The sequence below is a fragment of the Thiopseudomonas acetoxidans genome (assembly GCF_030362935.1).
In the GTDB taxonomy this organism is placed as follows: Bacteria; Pseudomonadota; Gammaproteobacteria; order Pseudomonadales; family Pseudomonadaceae; genus Thiopseudomonas; species Thiopseudomonas acetoxidans.
Genome location: NZ_JAUCDY010000006.1, coordinates 42,914 through 62,745, shown reverse-complemented (window position 1 = coordinate 62,745; position 19,832 = coordinate 42,914). Strand labels below are relative to the sequence as shown.

General features: G+C 49.9%; 14 protein-coding genes. 10 read left to right on the top strand and 4 right to left on the bottom strand.

The window, feature by feature from the left end; all coding sequences use genetic code 11:
• Positions 1 to 491 precede the first annotated feature (491 nt).
• The 3 genes from rluC to sppA are packed head-to-tail and all read left to right on the top strand — an operon-like array spanning position 492 to position 3,155.
• Positions 492 to 1,448, top strand: coding sequence for a 23S rRNA pseudouridine(955/2504/2580) synthase RluC (gene rluC, locus QEZ41_RS06435; RefSeq protein WP_289410571.1), 957 nt, complete (start codon positions 492 to 494; stop codon positions 1,446 to 1,448).
• Positions 1,441 to 2,097 (top strand): HAD-IA family hydrolase, encoded by a 657-nt coding sequence (locus QEZ41_RS06430; protein WP_289410570.1) that lies wholly within the window; start codon positions 1,441 to 1,443, stop codon positions 2,095 to 2,097. Before rluC ends, QEZ41_RS06430 begins: the two co-directional genes overlap by 8 nt.
• A 29-nt stretch (positions 2,098 to 2,126) precedes the next feature.
• A complete protein-coding gene (gene sppA, locus QEZ41_RS06425) occupies positions 2,127 to 3,155 on the top strand; it encodes a signal peptide peptidase SppA (protein ID WP_289410569.1) in 1,029 nt (342 codons plus the stop codon).
• A 6-nt stretch (positions 3,156 to 3,161) separates the two neighbouring features.
• Here sppA and QEZ41_RS06420 read toward each other — a convergent pair whose 3' ends face one another.
• Positions 3,162 to 4,058: a flagellar protein MotY gene (locus QEZ41_RS06420; protein ID WP_289410568.1), complete on the bottom strand. Its 897-nt coding sequence runs from the start codon at positions 4,056 to 4,058 to the stop codon at positions 3,162 to 3,164.
• Positions 4,059 to 4,236: 178 nt separating this feature from the next.
• Here QEZ41_RS06420 and pyrC point away from each other — a divergent pair, with 178 nt between their 5' ends.
• The 4 genes from pyrC (at position 4,237) to QEZ41_RS06400 (ending at position 10,723) form a co-directional block, all read left to right on the top strand.
• On the top strand, positions 4,237 to 5,277 hold the full coding sequence (gene pyrC / locus QEZ41_RS06415; protein WP_289410567.1) for a dihydroorotase: 1,041 nt from the start codon (positions 4,237 to 4,239) through the stop codon (positions 5,275 to 5,277).
• Positions 5,278 to 5,279: 2 nt separating this feature from the next.
• A complete protein-coding gene (rnt, locus tag QEZ41_RS06410) occupies positions 5,280 to 5,951 on the top strand; it encodes a ribonuclease T (RefSeq protein ID WP_289410566.1) in 672 nt (223 codons plus the stop codon).
• Positions 5,952 to 6,080: 129 nt separating this feature from the next.
• On the top strand, positions 6,081 to 7,301 hold the full coding sequence (gene sbcD / locus QEZ41_RS06405) for an exonuclease subunit SbcD (RefSeq protein WP_289410680.1): 1,221 nt from the start codon (positions 6,081 to 6,083) through the stop codon (positions 7,299 to 7,301).
• Positions 7,298 to 10,723, top strand: a complete 3,426-nt coding sequence (locus QEZ41_RS06400; RefSeq protein WP_289410565.1) for an AAA family ATPase — start codon at positions 7,298 to 7,300, stop codon at positions 10,721 to 10,723. The genes sbcD and QEZ41_RS06400 overlap by 4 nt, the downstream gene beginning before the upstream one ends.
• Before the next feature lie 21 nt (positions 10,724 to 10,744).
• On the opposite strand, the gene QEZ41_RS06395 is transcribed toward QEZ41_RS06400, so the two are convergent.
• Complete coding sequence (locus QEZ41_RS06395) at positions 10,745 to 11,599, bottom strand: universal stress protein (RefSeq protein WP_289410564.1); 855 nt, start codon at positions 11,597 to 11,599, stop codon at positions 10,745 to 10,747.
• 24 nt (positions 11,600 to 11,623) lie between these two features.
• Positions 11,624 to 13,093, bottom strand: coding sequence for a SulP family inorganic anion transporter (locus tag QEZ41_RS06390; protein ID WP_289410563.1), 1,470 nt, complete (start codon positions 13,091 to 13,093; stop codon positions 11,624 to 11,626).
• Positions 13,094 to 13,547: 454 nt separating this feature from the next.
• Between QEZ41_RS06390 and QEZ41_RS06385 the strand changes: the two genes are divergently transcribed.
• Together QEZ41_RS06385 and QEZ41_RS06380 are read left to right on the top strand one after the other, a co-directional pair.
• A complete protein-coding gene (locus QEZ41_RS06385) occupies positions 13,548 to 14,426 on the top strand; it encodes a class I SAM-dependent methyltransferase (RefSeq protein WP_289410562.1) in 879 nt (292 codons plus the stop codon).
• A 32-nt stretch (positions 14,427 to 14,458) separates the two neighbouring features.
• Positions 14,459 to 15,013, top strand: coding sequence for a c-type cytochrome (locus QEZ41_RS06380; RefSeq protein WP_289410561.1), 555 nt, complete (start codon positions 14,459 to 14,461; stop codon positions 15,011 to 15,013).
• A 95-nt stretch (positions 15,014 to 15,108) separates the two neighbouring features.
• Here QEZ41_RS06380 and hrpB read toward each other — a convergent pair whose 3' ends face one another.
• Positions 15,109 to 17,589 (bottom strand): ATP-dependent helicase HrpB, encoded by a 2,481-nt coding sequence (gene hrpB / locus QEZ41_RS06375; RefSeq protein WP_289410560.1) that lies wholly within the window; start codon positions 17,587 to 17,589, stop codon positions 15,109 to 15,111.
• Positions 17,590 to 18,135: 546 nt separating this feature from the next.
• Between hrpB and QEZ41_RS06370 the strand changes: the two genes are divergently transcribed.
• Positions 18,136 to 19,725, top strand: coding sequence for an ABC-F family ATPase (locus tag QEZ41_RS06370; protein WP_289410559.1), 1,590 nt, complete (start codon positions 18,136 to 18,138; stop codon positions 19,723 to 19,725).
• Positions 19,726 to 19,832: the final 107 nt, after the last annotated feature.

The following is a 19,832-nucleotide window of genomic DNA, read 5'->3' as shown; positions in this document are numbered from 1 at the left end:
GAGGAATCAATATAAACGCGGACGCTTTGGCATCTAAGCTCTTGTTCGAGCTACGCTGTTCAGTGATTGTGCATCTCCACCCTTCACAATACCTATGAAAACTCGGGTGCCGCTCGGCTTTCCATGAGCGGGTTTATCAAAAACAAACGCTTTAACAGCGTTTGCGGATTATTTTTCAGGCCAATTTCATTAAATTTTAAATTGAGCAGCCTGTTACTCAAGCTAAACTGCGGTTCAGGACGCTGATATTTAAGTTAGATTATGCACCTTCATTAACAAGCTCTAGTGTGATTACGGGGGGTGTTACAACCGGTGTTTAGCAACACAGAACCTCTACAATCAATATACTTGGTTCTGCACGTCGCTGCGTCTGTGCTAACAACCCACTAAGAGCTCACTTACAGTTCCGACTACTTACTTAAGTTAGCTTGCTGAATATAACAGCATCTGGGGGCTGCTTCAATTGCTATAAAATTGTTATGCTATGCAACATGACTAAGACCACCCCAGATCTTCCTACAAAAGTACAGCTTATCGAGATCGAAGCCAGTTACGCTGGGCAACGAATAGATAATTTTTTGCTGACCCGTTTAAAAGGCGTACCCAAAACGCTCATCTACCGCATTTTACGCAAAGGTGAAGTGCGGGTGAATAAGGGCCGCATAAAACCTGATTATCGTTTATGTGCTGGTGATGTTTTGCGTATTCCACCCGTACGCGTCAGTGAACCTAACGCTCCCGCCCAAATTGCCCAAGGTTTATTAGCACGCCTTGAAGCGGCTATTGTTTATGAAGACAACAGCTTGCTGGTGGTGAACAAACCCGCCGGCATTGCCGTACATGGCGGCAGCGGCTTAAATTTCGGCATTATCGAAGCCTTCCGCCAATTACGTCCACAATGCAGCGAGCTTGAATTGATACACCGTCTCGACAGGGATACATCGGGTTTGCTGATGTTGGCGAAAAAACGTAGCCAATTACGTCACCTGCATGAAGCCTTGCGTAACGGCACCATTGATAAAGGCTATCTGGCTCTCGTCTCCGGACGCTGGCCGGCGAGTCGTAAACGTGTCGATGCTCCACTGATGCGCAGCAACTTGCGCTCCGGTGAGCGCATGGTTGAAGTCAATCAAGCCGGTAAAGACTCATTAACTGAGTTTAAAGTTATCCGCCGTTTTGCTGATTTCGCCACGCTGGTACAAGCCAACCCTATTACCGGACGCACCCACCAAATTCGCGTACACGCTCTGTATGCCGGTCACCCAATCGCTGGTGACAGCAAGTATGGTGATGAAGAGTTTTCTAAAGCCATCCGCGAACTGGGCGGCAAACGCCTGTTTTTGCACGCGCATTTTCTTAAGCTTAAGCTCAGTGATGGGCAAGCATTAGAGCTGCACGCTGAACCCGATGAAAGCTGGCAGCACGTTTTGGAGTCTTTGAGTGAATAAAAATATCCGCCTCCTAATCTTTGATTGGGACGGCACGTTAGTAAAATCCTTACCGCGTATTGTTGAAGCCATGCAAGTTGCAGCACAACACTGCCAAATCCCACCGCGTAGCACTGATGAAATTCACGCCATTATCGGTTTGTCCTTACTGGAAGCCTTTGATGTGCTGTATCCAGAGGTTAATGATGAACCGCTACGGGAAATTTTCCGCCAAGCCTATGCCAAACATTATTTCTTTTTGGAACAGCAACCCTCGCCTTTTTATCCCGGTGTGCGTGATGCGCTGGACGATTTTAAAGCAGCGGGCTATCAATTGGCAGTCGCTACTGGAAAAAGCCGACGTGGCTTAGACCTTATTTTGCGCGGTCATCAGCTAGAAGACTTTTTCCATATCACGCGCTGCGCTGATGAAACCAAAGGCAAACCGAACCCCTTAATGTTGCAGCAGATATTACAGCACTGCCAGAAAACACCTGAGCAAGCCATCATGGTCGGCGATTCACCCTTCGACTTACAAATGGCGAATAACGCACAGATCGCTGGTGTCGCGGTCAGTTATGGTGCGCAACCATTAAATATTTTACTCGCAGAGCAGCCCGTTTTGGCTATTGATCATTTCGATGAATTAGCACACTGGCTATCCAAGTAGACTTAAGAGATACACACAGGAACAACAGCATGTCCGATCAATGGAAAGAAGAAAATTCTGATAACTGGAAAGAACAATCCAGCGCGCAAAAACAGCAAGCGCCGCAAGACAGCACCGATACAAAAACGTGGAAGCTGCTAGAAAAAGCCGTTTTAGCCAGCGTGCAAGAACAAAAACGCTCACGTCGATGGGGTATTTTTTTCAAATCACTGACGTTTTTGTATTTGTTTGGCGCGATTTTTTTGTTTTCGCCAAGCCTAACCATGGATAAAAAGTCACCCGGCACCAGTCACACAGCTCTTATTGAAGTGCGCGGTATGATTGCCGATGGTGAAGAAGCCAGTGCCGACAAGATAGTCAGCGCGCTGCGCCATGCGTTCCAAGACAGTGACACCAAAGGAATTATTCTGCGCATTAATAGCCCAGGTGGCAGTCCGGTGCAGTCGGGTTATATTTACGATGAAATTCAACGCCTGCGTCAACTGTACCCACACATCAAAGTCTATGCCGTGATTAGCGATCTAGGTGCTTCCGGTGCTTACTATATTGCCAGCGCTGCCGACGAAATCTATGCCGATAAGGCAAGCCTTGTGGGTTCTATCGGTGTTACCGCTGCCAGCTTTGGTTTTGTCGGTACGCTGGAAATGCTTGGCATCGAGCGTCGTGTATATACATCCGGCGAGCACAAAGCTTTTCTGGATCCCTTCCAACCACAAAAAGCTGAAGAAACTGAATTTTGGAAAACCGTATTAAATACGACGCATGAGCAGTTTATTAATAGCGTGAAACAAGGGCGCGGTGAGCGTTTGAAATTTGACGCACATCCAGAGCTGTTTTCCGGCCTAATCTGGACCGGAGAACAAGCGTTAAAGATGGGTTTAGTTGATGCGCTGGGTAACAGCAGCTTGGTTGCGCGCGAAGTGATTGGCGTAGACAACATTCAAGACTTCAGCATCCAAGACTCGCCTTTTGATCGTTTTGCAAAACGTTTTGGTGCGAGTGTGGCAGAACGTCTAGCTATATGGCTAGGATTACAACAAGCTCCGGCAATTCGGTAAATCGAGTTATTCGGAGTTTGCGCCTATCTTTTCCATCAACGCCCTAGTCTCTTCATCTATGCGCTCTAAACGAATGCTGACCCGTCTATTCTCAGCGCGGTTGGCCGCATTCGTATTAGGTTTGAGCGGGTAGCGTTCGCCATGGAAGCGTATGACAAAGTCTTCTTCTGGTATTCCCTTAGCCATCAAATAGGCTTGCACAGCCAGTGCTCTACGCCGTGATACATCACGGTTTAACAAACGATCACCGCTGCTGTCCGAGTGTCCATCGAGCAAAACTCGGTTAACCGTTTTATCTTCTGCCATATATTCCAGCAGCACATCCAAATGCTTGCGCGTTTGTTCGCTTAACTCATAACCGCTGTCAAAACGAACAATGCTTTGCTTAATCTGATCATAATTAACCGGCAGAAGATTGGCTGTGCACTTTAAATAGTCGTCATAGGCCTGCGCAAAATTAGTAGGCAAAACCCGTACTTCTAAGGGTTCGCCCTGCACGGTTCTGTGGCGCACTACCGGAGAGCGCCCCTCCAATAAGCCCGAAAGTAAACGCCCAGCCTGAGTTTGGTTAGACTCAAGCGCACGTTCGTCTCTAGTCACAGCGACAGTACCAAGCTGCAAATCACTGGCGGCCGGCTGCCAAGGTGCAGCAGCGGCATACAGCTGGGCATTGCCACGGCTTAACCACGCTTCCTGCGCCTGAATCCGAAAAATCGCTTTTTCTCCCGCACGGCGCACAAAGAGTCCACCACCAAAATCTTTAATCGGCTGAGTAAGGCGACATTCAAAACGATCGCCCTCTACCTGCCACTGCACATCTTCTATGCGTGTCTGAAAAGTAATCGCCTGTGCCAGTGCGGGCGTTACAACAAACACAATGGAGAGTAAGCGTTTAAAGCACATATCATTAAAACCTATATTTACAATAGTTATTCTATCGACCACCCACCTGAATACTTGAGTAACAGTGGCAACTGTTCCGCTAGTGTTTCTTTTACGGTAGGATCTGTGCTTATCAAGGTAGCCTCTGAGCAAAATCTCAGCCACTACCACTCTTTTAGCTTATGGATTACACATTCTTATGACTGATCGCCTCACTCTATTACGCCCTGACGACTGGCATATTCATTTACGCGATAACGCTGCCCTACAAAATACTGTCCCTGATGTTGCTCGGGTATTTAGCAGGGCAATTATTATGCCAAATCTGGTTCCCCCAGTGCGTGATACAGCGGCAGCGAAAAGCTATCAAGAACGCATTCTCAATGCCCGCCCTCAGCATAGCAACTTTATTCCGCTGATGACCCTGTACCTAACCGATCAAACTACAGCGCAAATCATTCACCAAGCTAAAGGCAGCGGTTTTATCTATGCCGCCAAGCTTTATCCAGCCGGTGCGACAACTAACTCGGACTCTGGCGTCACCGCTTTAGAACACATATATCCAGCCCTAGAAGCCATGAGCGAAGTGGGCATGCCTTTACTGGTGCACGGTGAGGTAACTCACAACGAGGTGGATATTTTTGATCGAGAAAAACGTTTTATTGACGAGCAGTTGATTGGTTTGATTGCCCGCTTTCCCAACCTTAAAGTCGTGCTTGAGCACATCACCACTGCCGATGCCACTAAGTTTGTTCTTGCAGCCTCCGATAAGGTTGCCGCCACTATCACGGCGCACCACTTGTTATTTAACCGTAACCACATGCTGGTTGGTGGGATTAAGCCGCACTTTTATTGCTTGCCCATTTTAAAACGCAACACACATCAAGAAGCCTTGCTCGATGCAGCCACCAGCGGCAACCCTAAATTCTTTCTTGGTACGGACTCAGCACCCCATGCTCAGCATGCTAAAGAAAACGCCTGCGGTTGTGCCGGCTGCTACAGTGCATTTGCTGCTATTGAGCTGTATGCGCAAGCCTTTGAGCAGCGCAATGCGCTCGACAAACTCGAAGCCTTTGCCAGCCATTTTGGCCCTGACTTCTACGACTTACCCCGCAATCAAGACAGCATCACTTTGGTGCGCGAGCCTTGGCAAGTACCGTCCCAACTGCCTTTTGGTGAACACCCCGTCATACCACTTTGCGCTGGCGAAACCCTTAACTGGCGCTTAGTGGAGGCTTAAACATGAGTGATAATTACCCAGAAGAGCTTGATGAAATCCCGAACAACAAAAGCCCGCTAAAAACTCAACTCGCACGCCGTTTCCGTGGCTACCTGCCCGTTGTTATAGACGTGGAAACGGGCGGCTTTAACTGTGCCACCGATGCACTGCTGGAAATTGCGGCTGTCATTCCCAATATGGACGAAGATGGCCAGCTTTACGCAGAACATAGCCACTTCTTCCGCGTAGAACCCTTTGTTGGTGCCAATATAGAACAAGCAGCGCTCGATTTTACCGGTATCAAGCTGGATCACCCACTGCGCATGGCGGTTTCAGAAGAACACGCCCTGACGGAAATTTTCCGCAGTGTACGCAAGTCCATGAAAGCTGCAGGCTGTAAACGCGCTATCTTAGTGGGGCACAACAGCCATTTTGACCTAGGCTTTGTTCAAGCGGCGGCCGAACGCTGTGGCATTAAACGCAACCCCTTTCACCCGTTTTCAAGCTTCGATACCGCCACCTTAGCAGGGCTAGCTTACGGACAAACCGTGCTCTCCAAAGCCTGTGAAGCCGCCGGTATTGATTTTGATAATAACGAAGCCCATAACGCGCGCTACGATACTGAAAAGACGGCCGATTTATTCTGCGGTATTGTCAACCGCTGGAAAGAAATGGGTGGCTGGGACGATTTCTAAAACCATCGCCCAACACAGACTCAGCGCCAGCAACATCTGTCCTGCCCGTTACTTTTAAACCTGTCTTCGGCAGCGTGGGAAATAACGGGCATTTTTATGACGGACACACAGAACAAGGACTCAACCACCATGCGTATTTTGCATACCTCCGATTGGCATCTTGGTCAGCACTTTATGGGTAAAACCCGTCAGGCTGAGCATCGCGCGTGGTGTGATTGGCTGGTGCAAACAGTGGTTGAACAGCAAGCCGATGCGTTGATTATTGCCGGTGACATTTTCGACACAGGCACCCCACCCAGCTACGCACGTGAGCAATACAACAACTTTATTTTGCAAATGCAGGCTACCGGCTGCCAGTTAGTGATTCTTGCGGGCAACCACGACTCTGTGGCGATGCTCAATGAAAGCAAAAACCTGTTGGCACAACTTAACACCCACGTGATTTCCAGTGCCGCTGACAACCCAGAGGAACAGCTTTTGCTACTCAAACGGCGTGATGGCGAAGCAGCCGCAATTCTTTGCGCCGTTCCTTATCTGCGCCCGCGTGACGTGCAGCGCAGCCAAGCTGGTCAAAGCGCCGATGACAAACAGCGTGATTTACAACAAGCCATTGCGGATCACTATGCACAGCTGTTTAGTCGTGCTCAGGCATTACGTAAACAGATGGGAGCGAACCTGCCTATTGTTGGCACTGGACACTTAACCACCCTAGGCGTAAGTCTGACTGATTCCGTACGCAAAATTTATGTGGGCAATTTGAGTGCCTTCCCAACCGATGCCTTCCCTGCCTTTGATTATCTGGCACTGGGCCATATTCATAGCTCACAAAAAGTAGCAAAGCTTGATCATATACGCTACAGCGGCTCACCTATCCCCTTGAGTTTTGACGAAGCCCCGCAGCAAAAACAACTGCTGCGTGTTGACCTGAATGCAGATGGCTTACAGGCGGTAAGCGAACTCAATATCCCATGCTTTCAACCCCTTATCTCTTTGTCCGGCAGTCTCGCCGAGTTAGAGCTACGGCTTGCTGAACTGGCTAAGCAGCTGGATCGAAATGTCGTAACCTGGTTAGAAATTCGCGTGTGTGTGGATGATTACTACGCTGACCTGAATGAGCGTGTCAACGCCCTATGTAGCGACTTGCCCGTTGAGGTGTTACGCGTGCGCCGAGATCGCGGAGACCAGGTCGCCGGCTTAACCCGCGACTCCGGCGAAGCTTTGTCTGAGTTAACGCCCGATGAGGTGTTTACTAAGCGTCTGCACAATGAACAGCTCACTGAGGAGGAAATCAGCGTGTTACAAGGTCTTCATGCACAGGTGCTGGAGTCGCTACAGGAGACTGATGCATGAAAATACTTAGTATTCGTCTTAAAAACATCAATGCATTAAAAGGCGAATGGAAGATCGACTTTACGCAAGAGCCTTTTAATGGCAGCAGCTTATTTGCCATTACCGGACCAACCGGCGCCGGCAAAACCACCCTGCTCGATGCCATTTGTTTAGCGCTGTACAGCCGTACACCACGCATGAACGCCATCTCACAAACCAGCAACGAGCTAATGACGCGGCACACCAGCGAGTGCTTAGTGGAAGTTGAGTTTGCCGTGAAAGATGAAGGCTACCGTGCTTTTTGGAGTCAACGCCGCGCCCGCGATAAAGCGGATGGCGCGTTGCAAGCCGCTCGAACTGAGCTTGCACACTTAGACGGTCGTATTATCACCGACAAACTCAGCGAAAAACCTAAAGAGGTGGAACGCCTAACCGGCTTGGATTTTCTACGCTTCACCCAATCAATGATGCTGGCTCAAGGTGGCTTTGCAGCCTTTTTAGAAGCCAACGCCAACGATCGCGCTGACCTACTAGAACAGTTAACAGGCACTGAGATTTATGGTGAAATTTCAGCGCGTGTGTATGACATACAAAGAGAGCAGCGCCACGAGCTGGAAAAACTCAACAGCCGCGCCCAAGGCATGCAACTATTAAGCGAGGAAGAATTTAATAGCGTAAAAGCACAGCTTGCCGATGTTCAATTCCAAGCCGATGTATTAAAAAAACAACAAACACAGTTACATGAACAGCAGCAATGGCGCAACCATCTAGACCAAGCACAAAGCAGCAAGCAGCAGGCTGAACACCAACTAGAACAGGTACGCCGCCAACAACTTGAGCAAGCCAGTGCGCTGCAGCGTTTGGCTAACCACGCACCGGCAGCACTGTTACAGGCAGATTATCAAGCACTGCAAGCTGCCAAACAAAGGCTAGAAAACAGCCAACAAAGTTTAACCTCAGCGCAGCATACAGAACGCGAATGCACAGGGCAGATTGAGCAACTGGCGTGGCAGCAGTATCAGTATGCACAACAGTCTTTAGACAGTATTTCTGCCCAGCTGCAAACTCTCACCAAGCAAGAGCAGCAGCTACTGGCTCAGCGCACACTCACCCCACAACATGAAGACTTGCCAAACCACTTGAAGGATTGGGGCAGTAAGTTTGCGCAACTGGAAAAACAACAGCGGGATACGCGCCAGCAGCAAACCGAATATGCCAACGCTGAGACACAAATCCAACGCCTGAGCGCCGAATTACAGGCTCATAACCAAAAATTACACCAGCAGCAATGCGCTCTCGCGCCGTTGCAGAACGCCCGCAACGCACAGCAACAGACACTGACGCAAACACTGGCGCAGCGCACAGCCCAAGAGTGGCAAATACAGCTAAACACCCTGTATGAGCGCAATCAACACTATCAACGCTTAGGGCAAATTTATCCAACTGAACAGAGGTTGCATACGGCACAAACCGATTTACAAAAACGCAGCGCTGAGCACGCCGTAGCAATAAAGCAACAGGAACAACGCAGAGAAACCTTGCTAGCCCAGTACCAAATCCTAAACGAACAGGTACAAGACAAAACCCAACTACTCCAACAAGAACAGCGCATTGCCAGTCTTGAGCAGCACCGCACCCAACTGCAAGCGGATGAAGCCTGCCCCCTGTGTGGCTCCCACGAACACCCTGCCATCAGTGAGTACCAAGCACTGGACCTGTCGCAAACTGAACAGACTTTGCGTGAAAAACAGGCGGAACTTGACGCGATTAAAGAGCAAGGGCTCGATTGCAGAGCAGCCCTCGACAAACTGCAGCTTGAGCATGACCAGCTACTTAAGCAGCAGCATGAAACTGCGAGTGAATTACAGCAGTTAACGCGTGAAAAAAACCAATGCCTAGCTGAATTAGAACTCGCCAGCACGCTCACAGAAACTGAATTTACTGCGGCACAAACGGCCTACCAGCAAACGCTGAAAGAATGTAAAGAGCGCTTAACCGCCATTGACCAAGCACAAGCAGCCCTAGCACAGTGCGAGCAAGATTACCGCCTTGCCGAGCAAGCAGCGCGAGACACGCAGCAGCTGATAACAACGCAGCAACTCAAGCTAGACAGCCAAACAGAGCAACAAACCAAATTAACAGCACGCATCCACACGCAACAGGATGAAGTCCTGCAGCTACAGCAGCAACTCACTGAGCAACTAGCACAGCTGGGTTACACACTGCCCGACGAACCACAGCAGTGGCTCACAGAGCGGCAGCAAGAGTCGCAGCGATGGCAGGAAGGCAAGCAACAGTTGCATCAACTCGAGCTACAGATTGCGAACTTACGCAGCCAGCAGCAAAACGCTGCACAACTACAGCAAACCGCGCAACAACGTTGGCACGCCTTAGGCGCCAGTGAAGGCGCACCTTGCCCGCCAACAGCCAACCTGCAACAGGCTTTAGCGGATACACAGCGCCAGTTGCACAGCAGTGAACAACAACAGTTGCAGCTACAAGGGCAGATTCACAGCCTAACCGAGCGTTTAACCGAGGCGCAGACAACCTATCAGCAACAACACGCGCAGTGGGCTACTTGTTTAGCACAAAGCCCTTTTGCCGGTGAAGACGCTTTTTTACAGGCTCTCTTGCCTGCAGAACAAGCACAGCAATTGCAAGAACTAAAACAACAAATAGACAACGCCCTGCAAGACGCCAACACCTTGCTTAAAGATGCGACGCAGCGTATCGAACAGCTTAGCGCACAGCCACAAACCGTCTTAAGCAGCGCAGAGCTAGCCCAACAGCTAAGTGTTTTGGATGCACAACTGAGCGAGCTCAACCGGCAACTAGGACGCTTGCAGCACAGTCTCGATACGGATACCAGCAACCGTATCGCACAGCAGGAATTACTGACTCAGATAGAGCAACAGCAACTGCTTTATGATCAATGGCAACAGCTCAACAGCTTAATTGGCTCAGCCGATGGCAGTAAATACCGCCGTTTTGTGCAGGGTTTAACCCTGGACCATCTAGTGAGTTTGGCCAATGAACAATTAGCCGTTTTACATAACCGCTACCAGCTCAGCCGCCATGAGCAAGCAGAGTTAGAAATCAAAATTGTCGATACCTGGCAAGGTGATATCCAGCGCGATACCCGCACGCTCTCCGGCGGCGAAAGCTTCTTGGTCAGTTTAGCCTTAGCTTTAGCACTATCTGAACTGGTCAGCCAAAAAACCCGCATTGATTCGTTATTTCTCGATGAAGGCTTTGGTACTTTGGATAATGAAACGCTAGAGATGGCGCTCAACGCCTTGGATAACCTCAACGCTGAAGGCAAAACCATTGGCATTATTAGTCACGTTGAGGCGTTAAAAGACCGTATCCCTGTGCAAATCAAAGTGCACAAAAGTACCGGCATGGGCTATAGCACGCTGGATGACTGCTACCGAGTAAGCTAGCCAACCAGAATGCGTTGGCTATTACTTCATGACTAAAATTGGCACGCTGCTGTTTTCTAGCATTTTCAACGTGTTGCTGCCCACAAAGAACTGGCGCAAACGCGTGCCGCCAAAAACGCCCATCACCAGCATATCCACCGCATGAATCTGCTGATAACTTAACAGCTGCTTAAAGATATCGCCTTGCAAATAAACAGCCGTTACTTTAAAACCGCCCTCAGTTAAGCGTGCCACGGCTTGGGTGAATTTTTCTTCTTGATCGACTTGTTTGTTTTTTACCGTTACCAGATGGCAGTCCAAGCCGCGCAATAAATCACTACTTAAAATACGCTGCAATGCTTGTTCAGTCGTTTGCCGTCCGTCGTAAGCCAACATAAAGCTTTTCGGTGCAACAAACTGCGGCGGCGCAATCAGCACGGGCGTATTGATCTGCCGTAGTAGGCTTTCCAGATGCGTACCTAAGATACTGTTTTTCTTATCCGTTTTAGCCGAAGAATGACCAATCACTACCAGCCGCGCGGTGCTTTCTAAGTCCAGCAAAGCTTCGACAAAGGGTCCGTGCCGCTGCAGAATTTCGACCTGCTCGTGTCCAGCTTCTAGAGCTTTAGCCTTTGCTTGGGTAAGCAATTCTTTCCCCAGCTGCAAGGCTACTCGGGCGTGTTGTTGCTCCAGCGTTGCAATTTCGGCTAACAGCTTGGAGCGTGCGCCAAGACCAATGGTGCCGGATAAATCGCTATGCTCAGGTGCCAAAGGTTGTTTTTCAATGCTGTGCAAAAACATCAGCGGACTCTTGAGTTGCCCAGCCACCCAAATAGCAGCCTCTTCAACGCCCGTCGACCCAGTTGATTCATCAATGCAGGCTATAATCTGTTGCATATTTCTCTCCTCGGTAAGCATGCGTTAGTGCAATAAAAGCTTTAGCTCCGCGTGCGTGGCAAACTTATCAATCACCGTTTTGCTGGCTTCGTTCATCCCAATCACACTCACATCTGCGCCCAGCCGCTGGTATTTAAGGACCACTTGTTCCAGTGCTGCCACGGCTGTCATATCCCAAAAATGAGCACGGGTTAAATCAATCACAACTTTTTCGGCTGCATAAGTAAAGTCAAAGGACTCAAAAAACTTCTCCGACGAAGCAAAAAACACCTGCCCAATCACTTGATAACCTAGCTCGGCTTCTGCCATTTCTTGCTTAACCACCATCAACCGAGCAATTTTGTTAACGAAAAACAGCGCGGACAATAACACCCCTGCAAGTACGCCTAAGGCAAGGTTATGGGTGCTCAGCACCACCGCAACAGTAGTCAACATAACAATGTTGCTCGATAGCGGGGTTTTCTTAAACTCCTTGACCGAGCTCCATGAAAATGAGCCGATAGAAACCATAATCATCACCGCCACTAAAGCGGCCATGGGAATGTGTCTAATCCAGTCACTTAAAAATACCACCATAATCAATAAGAAAAACCCAGCGCAAAAAGTCGATAAGCGACCACGACCGCCCGATTTAATATTAATCACCGACTGGCCAATCATCGCACAACCCGCCATACCACCCAGCAGCCCAGCACCAATGTTGGCAATGCCTTGGCCTTTACATTCTTGGTTGCGATTGCTTTTGGTGTCAGTGAGTTCATCAAGAATATTGGCCGTCATTAATGACTCCAGTAAACCCACAACAGCTAAGCCTAGCGAGTAAGGCAAAATAATTTGCAGCGTCTCTAGCGTAAGCGGCACGTCGGGCCAGAGGAAAATCGGCAGCGTATCGGGCAGCTGCCCCATATCACCCACGGTGCGTACATCCAAGCCCAAATAAACCGCTGCGCCGGTTAATGCAATAATACAGATCAGCGTAGAAGGCACGCTTTTACCAATTTTAGGTATCAACGGGAACAAATAAATAATGCCCAAACCCGCAGCGGTAATAGCATACACGTGCCAGGTAACATCGGTCAGTTGCGGTAATTGCGCGATAAAAATAAGAATCGCCAGCGCATTAACAAAACCTGTCACCACCGATTTCGAGACAAAACGCATCAAGCCGCCCAGCTTCAAAAAACCCGCCAGTATCTGTAACACACCGGTTAATAAAGTCGCGGCTAACAAGTATTCCAAACCATACTGTTTAACCAAGGTAACCATTAACAAAGCCATGGCACCGGTGGCGGCTGAGATCATGCCGGGTCTGCCGCCAACAAAAGCAATAATCACCGCAATACAGAACGAAGCGTACAGCCCAACCTTGGGATCAACACCAGCAATAATTGAAAACGCAATGGCCTCTGGAATCAGCGCCAAGGCAACGACCAAGCCGGATAAGAGGTCGCCACGGATATTGAAAAACCATTGGTTGTGAATTTTTTTAAACATAGTAAGTCCGTGCCGCTAGGCGGCAACCGTTAACAAGCTTAGAGGGTTTTGCTTAAAATCAGCTGAATGTGTAAGAATGCTTAACCGCTAAGCAGACTATAAAACGCGCGTAAGTCTAACAGTTTCACGCATGTATTCAATTTTTATGCATTTGTGCTGCCCTTGAAAAAACTCTGTTCCTGATGGCAAAAAGACGATAAAGATAAAGCAACAACTGGGTTAAAATCTGCAGCGTCTCGCACTGTACAAATCCCTGCCTGCACAGCCGGCAAGTATTATTGTTATAATGTAACCACAAAATACTAGTGTGTACTGCTGGGTGTGTTTAGCGACCCACGATTACAAGCAAACTTCAGCGTATTTAACTGCAGTCGCCCTACTACTTATTTGAGCTATATCGACCACGAGCAACGGCTCTGAAAACATAGCTCCCTTTACTTTTTAGGTGCATTACTTGTATAGAGAACTAAGCTTTGATCACGATGATTATTCCATCGATGCCGATAATGAATCAGATTACGATCTGGACGACTATGCCTTGTCCGACCCAAACTTTAGCGATCTAAATTTTGATGACTACTCTATCGATGAGCCCGACATTATTTTAGATGTCCCCTTCGTGCCCACAGATGAAAAAGTGGTACACGCCATGCTCGACCTAGCTGAAGTCACCAGCAAGGACATACTGTATGACTTAGGCTGTGGCGATGGACGTATCGTTGTCGCGGCCGCTATGCACCGCAACACCCGTGGCATCGGGATTGATATGGATCCTGCCCGCATAGCCGATGCGATGGAGTATGCCGGTAACGCAGGCGTTGAGTATATGGTCAACTTCTTTGAGGGTGATCTACTCGAAGCAGATTTTAGCCAAGCCACAGTAGTCACGCTTTACCTGCTAGATTTGGTGAACGTTGAACTCAGACCCAGGCTGCTTGATGAACTGCGTCCGGGCACACGCATCGTTTCCCATGCGTTTGATATGGGTGACTGGAAACCCGATAAACACCACAGCTTCGGTAGCGTGAATTTATTTAAGTGGATAGTCCCAGCCAAGGTCGCCGGCACTTGGGAGTGGCAAGCCACAAGCGGTGAAACCTACCGCGTAGAGCTAAAACAAAAATACCAAAAAATAACCGGTAACGCTTGGATTGATGATCAGCCTGCCCAGCTAAAAAACGCGCTACTCAATGGTGACATGCTTGAACTGGTCATCAAAAGTGAAACCAATAGCCGCCCGAAAGGTTTTGTTATGCGCTGTGAAGGCAAACAACTGGTAGCTGCCGACGACGATCAGCAAGCCACTCCAGCAATTAAAATAACCATCCCTTAACCCTGTACAGCAACAACTTTTACCCCCGCGTGATGCCACGTTCAGGTAAAGAAGTGGATTTAGAAGGCCGCATTAATGGCTGCTTTATGCGCTCCATGAATGGCAAGCCTTTGCCGCGCGAATCAGAAGAGATGCAAGCGATGGTGGCCTACATGAAGTGGTTGTCGCAAAGCACACCCAAGAACCAAAAAGTGACCATCAGTAACGCCGGCGAAGTTGATACCTCATTGGTAGCTGACACGGCACGTGGTGAGCAAATTTACTACGCGCAGTGTGCTACCTGCCATGGTGACAACGGCGAAGGCATGAAAGACAGCCGTGGCGATATCGTTTTCCCACCACTGTGGGGCGATGAGTCCTTCAACATCGGCGCAGGCATGGCGCGTACTTACAAAGCGGCGGCCTTTGTTAAATACAACATGCCGATGGGGATTCAAACCAAAGGTCTATGGGGTCACGGGAACGTGTTAACCGACCAAGATGCGGTCGATGTGTCGGAATTCTTTGCACACAAACCGCGCCCTGACTTTCCGGGCAAGGTTAACGACTGGCCAACAGGTAACAAGCCAAAGGATGCCCGTTACTAGGTATCAGCTGTGGTGACTTAACGATCACTGCCAAAAAACCTCAAGCGCGCTTAATACGCCTTGAGGTTTTTTTGTGCTTGGTCAACCCAAGCTGCTTACCAACTTCGTTTAACCCCTTGCTGTGCCTGCGCGGTAAAAGGGTCTTCCGGCCAAGGATGTTTGGGATAGCGCCCACGAATATCTTTGCGTACTTCTGGATACACATTGCGCCAGAAGTTTTCCAAATCGGCCGTCACCGCCAAGGGTCTTTGTGCGGGTGAGAGCAGATGAATCACTACCGCAACTTTACCAGCCGCTACTGTAGGCGTTTGCGTCCAACCAAACAGCGCCTGTAACTTAGCGGCCAAGACAGGACCATTTTCAGCGGTGTAGTCCAAACGAATATTCTGGCCGGTAGGAATGGTCAGTGCTGCTGGCGCCAGCGTGTTGAGCTGCTGTTGCTGTGGATAATCCAGCAACGTTTGCAGTGCATTGATGAGATTAAGATTCTTCAAATCAGACCAGCGTTGCATACCGCTAAGAAAAGGCAACAGCCAATCTTCTAGACTAGCCAGCAGTGCAGCATCACTGACATCGGGCCACTCATCAGGAAATTGCTTAGCCAGTAATCCAACACGGGAGCACCACTGAGTAGCACTGTCGGTCCATGGCAAACTTTGCAGACCAACTTTGCGTACTGCGTTGAGCAAAGCTTGCTCAATCAGCGCAGCAGCTGGCTTGGGCAACTCTTTTTCAGCCAGTATCAACTCACCCAGCTTACGCACGCGACGAGACACCACAGTGCCGCGCTTGTCATCCCAAACTGCTTCTTCACTGTCGCTAATCAATGCCGATAAATCCTGCTCCAAATCGGCAAGCTCAACCGGGGCAGCTAGGTATATGGTGGCTTGACGCGTCTTGCCATCGAGATCTGCAGCCACCAGCCAGTCGTAACGCACCAGCGCATCATCCTCACGCAACGTTGCGCCCTTACCATTGCTTAACTGATAACGTGCAGATTGCCCCGATCGCCGCTGAGCCACACGGTCCGGATACGCCTGCGCCAGCAGCCGACCCACTTCAGTAGGTGTTGGCATACTGGTCATATCGTTGTTTTTCAGCATTAAGCGTTTGGCGTCTTGGCGGATGGCATGCAAGCGCGCCGGATCAACTCGGTGTTGCTTGGACTCGCCGCGTATCACCTGCAGTCGCTCGTGCATATCGGCACCGGCACTTGAACCAAGCAGATCGCGCTCACCCAATAACGCCGCCAGTTCTGCTGCAGACTGCCCAAGACCCAACTCACGTCCGTGCAATACCATATTGGCCAAGCGCGGATGAATACCCAGCTCGCGTGCCGCCTTGCCATGCACAGTAATAGCACCCTCAGCGGTTAACATACCCAGCAGCTGCAGTAGGTCCGTGGCTTGATTCCAATGTGCAGCGGGTGGCGGCTCAATCCAGCTTAGCTGTGCCGGATCACGCGCACCCCACTGCGCCAGCTCTAACACCAGCGCCACCAAGTCGGCTTCTTGAATTTCTGGCGGCAGAAACTCAGTCAAAGCCGTTTGCTCTGACTCACTCCACAACCGATAACACACACCCGGCTCGATGCGCCCAGCACGACCTTTGCGCTGTTCGGCACAGGCCTTGGATACACGCCCCGTAATCAGTCGCGTCATCCCACTATTGGGGTCAAACACTGCACGGCGCTGCTGGCCACTATCTATTACTACGCGCACGCCCTCGATAGTTAAACTGGTTTGCGCAATAGCGGTAGCCAGCACCACTTTTCGGCTACCCGAAGGCGCAGGTGCAATAGCGCGATCCTGCTCGTCAGCTTTTAGGTTGCCGTATAAAGGCGCGATCAGCACATTATCAGCCACCTGTCCGCGCAACTGCTGTTCAACACGACTTATTTCCCCTGCACCCGGCAGAAACACCAGCAACGATCCCTCTTGCTGTGCCAACGCTTCGTGAATCAAGTTAACCACGGGTTCAACTAGACTGCGATTACGGTTCTGCGTACGTACCGGACGGTAGAGCACCTCCACCGGGAAAGCACGGCCCTCACTGCTGAGAATAGGCACATCGCCAAGCAATTTGGCAATCGGCGCGCTATCCAAGGTCGCCGACATAATCAGGATACGCAGATCCTCTCTTAACGCCTGCTGTGATTCGCGCACCAAGGTCAGTCCTAAGTCGGCATGCAAAGAGCGCTCATGAAACTCATCAAACAACACCGCCGCATAGTCTTCCAGCATTGGATCGTTTTGAATGATGCGCGTAAGAATACCCTCTGTAACCACTTCAATCTGCGTTACTGCGCAGACTTGGCTATCCAATTTGGTGCGGTAACCCACGCTTTGTCCTACGCCCTCATCCAGCTGCTGCGCCATATAACGCGCAGCCGAGCGCGCAGCCAACCGCCGCGGCTCCAACATAAGAATCTTACGCCCCTTACGCCAAGGCGCATCCAATAACGCCAACGGCACACGCGTCGTTTTACCCGCCCCCGGCGGCGCTTGCAGCAGCACCGTAGTGGCTTGTTCTAGACTGTGTTTAAGTTGCGCAAGAATAGCGTCGATGGGAAGCACGGTGGGATTAAGCCTGAAAAAAGGGGTTTACAATAAAGCTAAGCTGTAAATTACCTGTCATAACGAGCCGACAAAGCAGAGCTACTGCAACACATACAAGCGTGGCTCTTAGTAGCTCACCTTGGCGCCAGCAGAAAAACTTAGACCTTGAGCCCCAAATGCTGTGCATGAAACTGCAAATGTTCATCTATAAAGCTGGAGATGAAGTAGGTGATAACACCCTTGTCTGCGGCACAAGACAGGCCCACACAAGGATAGGCTGGGGAAGTTTTTGCATAAAAACAGCTTTGCGCTGAACAATAATGCGTTTGCTGCAGCCTATAGTAAATGGTTAATCACCCCACCTAAGCACGTACTGACTGAGCGCTAAGATACAGGAAGTTAAACTTAAACGCTCTTTTTAAAATCAAACGAGCACTTAAGCAAGCGTGGATACCTGCACCCACTTTGTAACTACGGGAAAATTGCCGCGTGCTAGCGCCCGCGAATGCGCGTACAATTGCCGCCTTTTTACGCGTCCGCGTTTCGACTACTCAGGATTTATTTGTGATCTCCACTGCTAATATCACCATGCAATTTGGTGCAAAACCCTTGTTTGAAGATGTCTCTGTAAAATTCGGCAACCGTCACCGCTATGGTTTGATTGGCGCCAATGGCAGTGGTAAATCAACCTTTATGAAAATTCTCGGCGACGACTTAGAGCCTTCCGCAGGTCACGTGATGCTGGAGCCCAATATTCGTTTGGGTAAATTGCGCCAAGACCAGTTTGCTTATGAGCAATTTAGCGTGATTGATACGGTCATCATGGGCCATGAAGAACTATGGACCGTCAAAGCGGAGCGCGACCGTATTTATTCGTTGCCTGAAATGAGCGAAGCAGACGGCATGGCCGTGGCAGAGCTGGAAACAGAATTCGCCGAAATGGATGGCTACACCGCCGAATCACGTGCGGGTGAATTATTGCTCGGTTTAGGCATTGGCGTGGAAGAGCACTTTGGTTTAATGAGTGAAGTAGCACCCGGCTGGAAGCTGCGCGTGTTACTGGCGCAGGCGTTGTTCTCTGATCCTGATGTGCTGTTGCTCGATGAGCCGACCAACCACTTGGACATCAATACCATCCGCTGGCTGGAAGAAATCCTCAGTAACCGTAACAGCACCATGGTGATTATTTCCCACGACCGCCACTTTCTGAACAGCGTCTGTACGCACATGGCGGACTTGGATTACGGTGAAATTCGCCTATTCTCCGGAAACTATGATGAGTACATGACCGCTGCCACGCAAATTCGTGAGCGTCTGCTGGGTGATAACGCCAAGAAGAAAGCACAGATCTCCGAGCTGCAAGCCTTCGTTAGCCGCTTCTCAGCTAACGCCTCAAAAGCCAAGCAAGCCACCAGCCGAGCGCGACAGATTGATAAAATCCAGCTAGAAGAAGTAAAACCCTCGAGCCGTATCAGCCCCTTTATTCGCTTTGAGCAGGGTAAAAAGTTGCACCGCCAAGCAGTCGTCTTGCATGAGCTAAGCCAAGGCTTTGATGGCGATGTGCTGTTTGATACTTTGAACTTACAGATTGAAGCCGGTGAGCGCGTAGCGATTATTGGCCCAAACGGCATAGGAAAAACCACGCTACTGCGCACCATGATGGATGAATTCCCCCCCATGAGCGGCCATGTGAAATGGACGGACAGCGCAGAAATTGGTTACTTCGCCCAAGACCACGCCAGTGACTTTGCCGAGGACATGAACCTGTATGACTGGATGGGTCGCTGGACCGCTGAAGGCGAGCAAATGGTACGCGGCACACTAGGGCGGATGCTGTTTTCCGGTGACGACATTGAAAAATCCGTCAAAGTGATTTCTGGTGGTGAGCAGGGTCGGATGCTGTTTGGCAAACTGATTTTGCAAAAGCCTAACGTGTTGTTGATGGATGAACCAACCAACCACTTGGATATGGAATCCATTGAAGCTTTGAACTTGGCGCTGGAAAACTATCCCGGCACGCTAATTTTTGTCAGTCACGACCGTGAGTTTGTGTCTTCCTTGGCGACGCGCATTATTGAGCTGAGCGAGCACGGCATCAACGACTTCCACGGCACCTATGACGACTACTTACGCAGCCAAGGTGTGTTGGTTTAACCACGCATGATAATCTGCCTTTTCTGATTGAACACAGTGCCTATGAGGTAGACCGATGCCGACTGTTCTGGCCTAATACAAATAGACACTTCAGCGAGAGACAATAC

What these genes read in the sequence shown, in the direction of transcription:
- QEZ41_RS06395 (WP_289410564.1), bottom strand. Translation starts at nt 11,599, where the DNA reads ATGCAACAGATTATAGCCTGCATTGATGAATCAACTGGGTCGACGGGC.
- QEZ41_RS06420 (WP_289410568.1), bottom strand. Translation starts at nt 4,058, where the DNA reads ATGTGCTTTAAACGCTTACTCTCCATTGTGTTTGTTGTAACGCCCGCA.
- sbcD (WP_289410680.1), top strand. Translation starts at nt 6,081, where the DNA reads ATGCGTATTTTGCATACCTCCGATTGGCATCTTGGTCAGCACTTTATG.
- sppA (WP_289410569.1), top strand. Translation starts at nt 2,127, where the DNA reads ATGTCCGATCAATGGAAAGAAGAAAATTCTGATAACTGGAAAGAACAA.
- pyrC (WP_289410567.1), top strand. Translation starts at nt 4,237, where the DNA reads ATGACTGATCGCCTCACTCTATTACGCCCTGACGACTGGCATATTCAT.
- QEZ41_RS06390 (WP_289410563.1), bottom strand. Translation starts at nt 13,093, where the DNA reads ATGTTTAAAAAAATTCACAACCAATGGTTTTTCAATATCCGTGGCGAC.
- rnt (WP_289410566.1), top strand. Translation starts at nt 5,280, where the DNA reads ATGAGTGATAATTACCCAGAAGAGCTTGATGAAATCCCGAACAACAAA.
- QEZ41_RS06400 (WP_289410565.1), top strand. Translation starts at nt 7,298, where the DNA reads ATGAAAATACTTAGTATTCGTCTTAAAAACATCAATGCATTAAAAGGC.
- QEZ41_RS06380 (WP_289410561.1), top strand. Translation starts at nt 14,459, where the DNA reads ATGCCACGTTCAGGTAAAGAAGTGGATTTAGAAGGCCGCATTAATGGC.
- rluC (WP_289410571.1), top strand. Translation starts at nt 492, where the DNA reads ATGACTAAGACCACCCCAGATCTTCCTACAAAAGTACAGCTTATCGAG.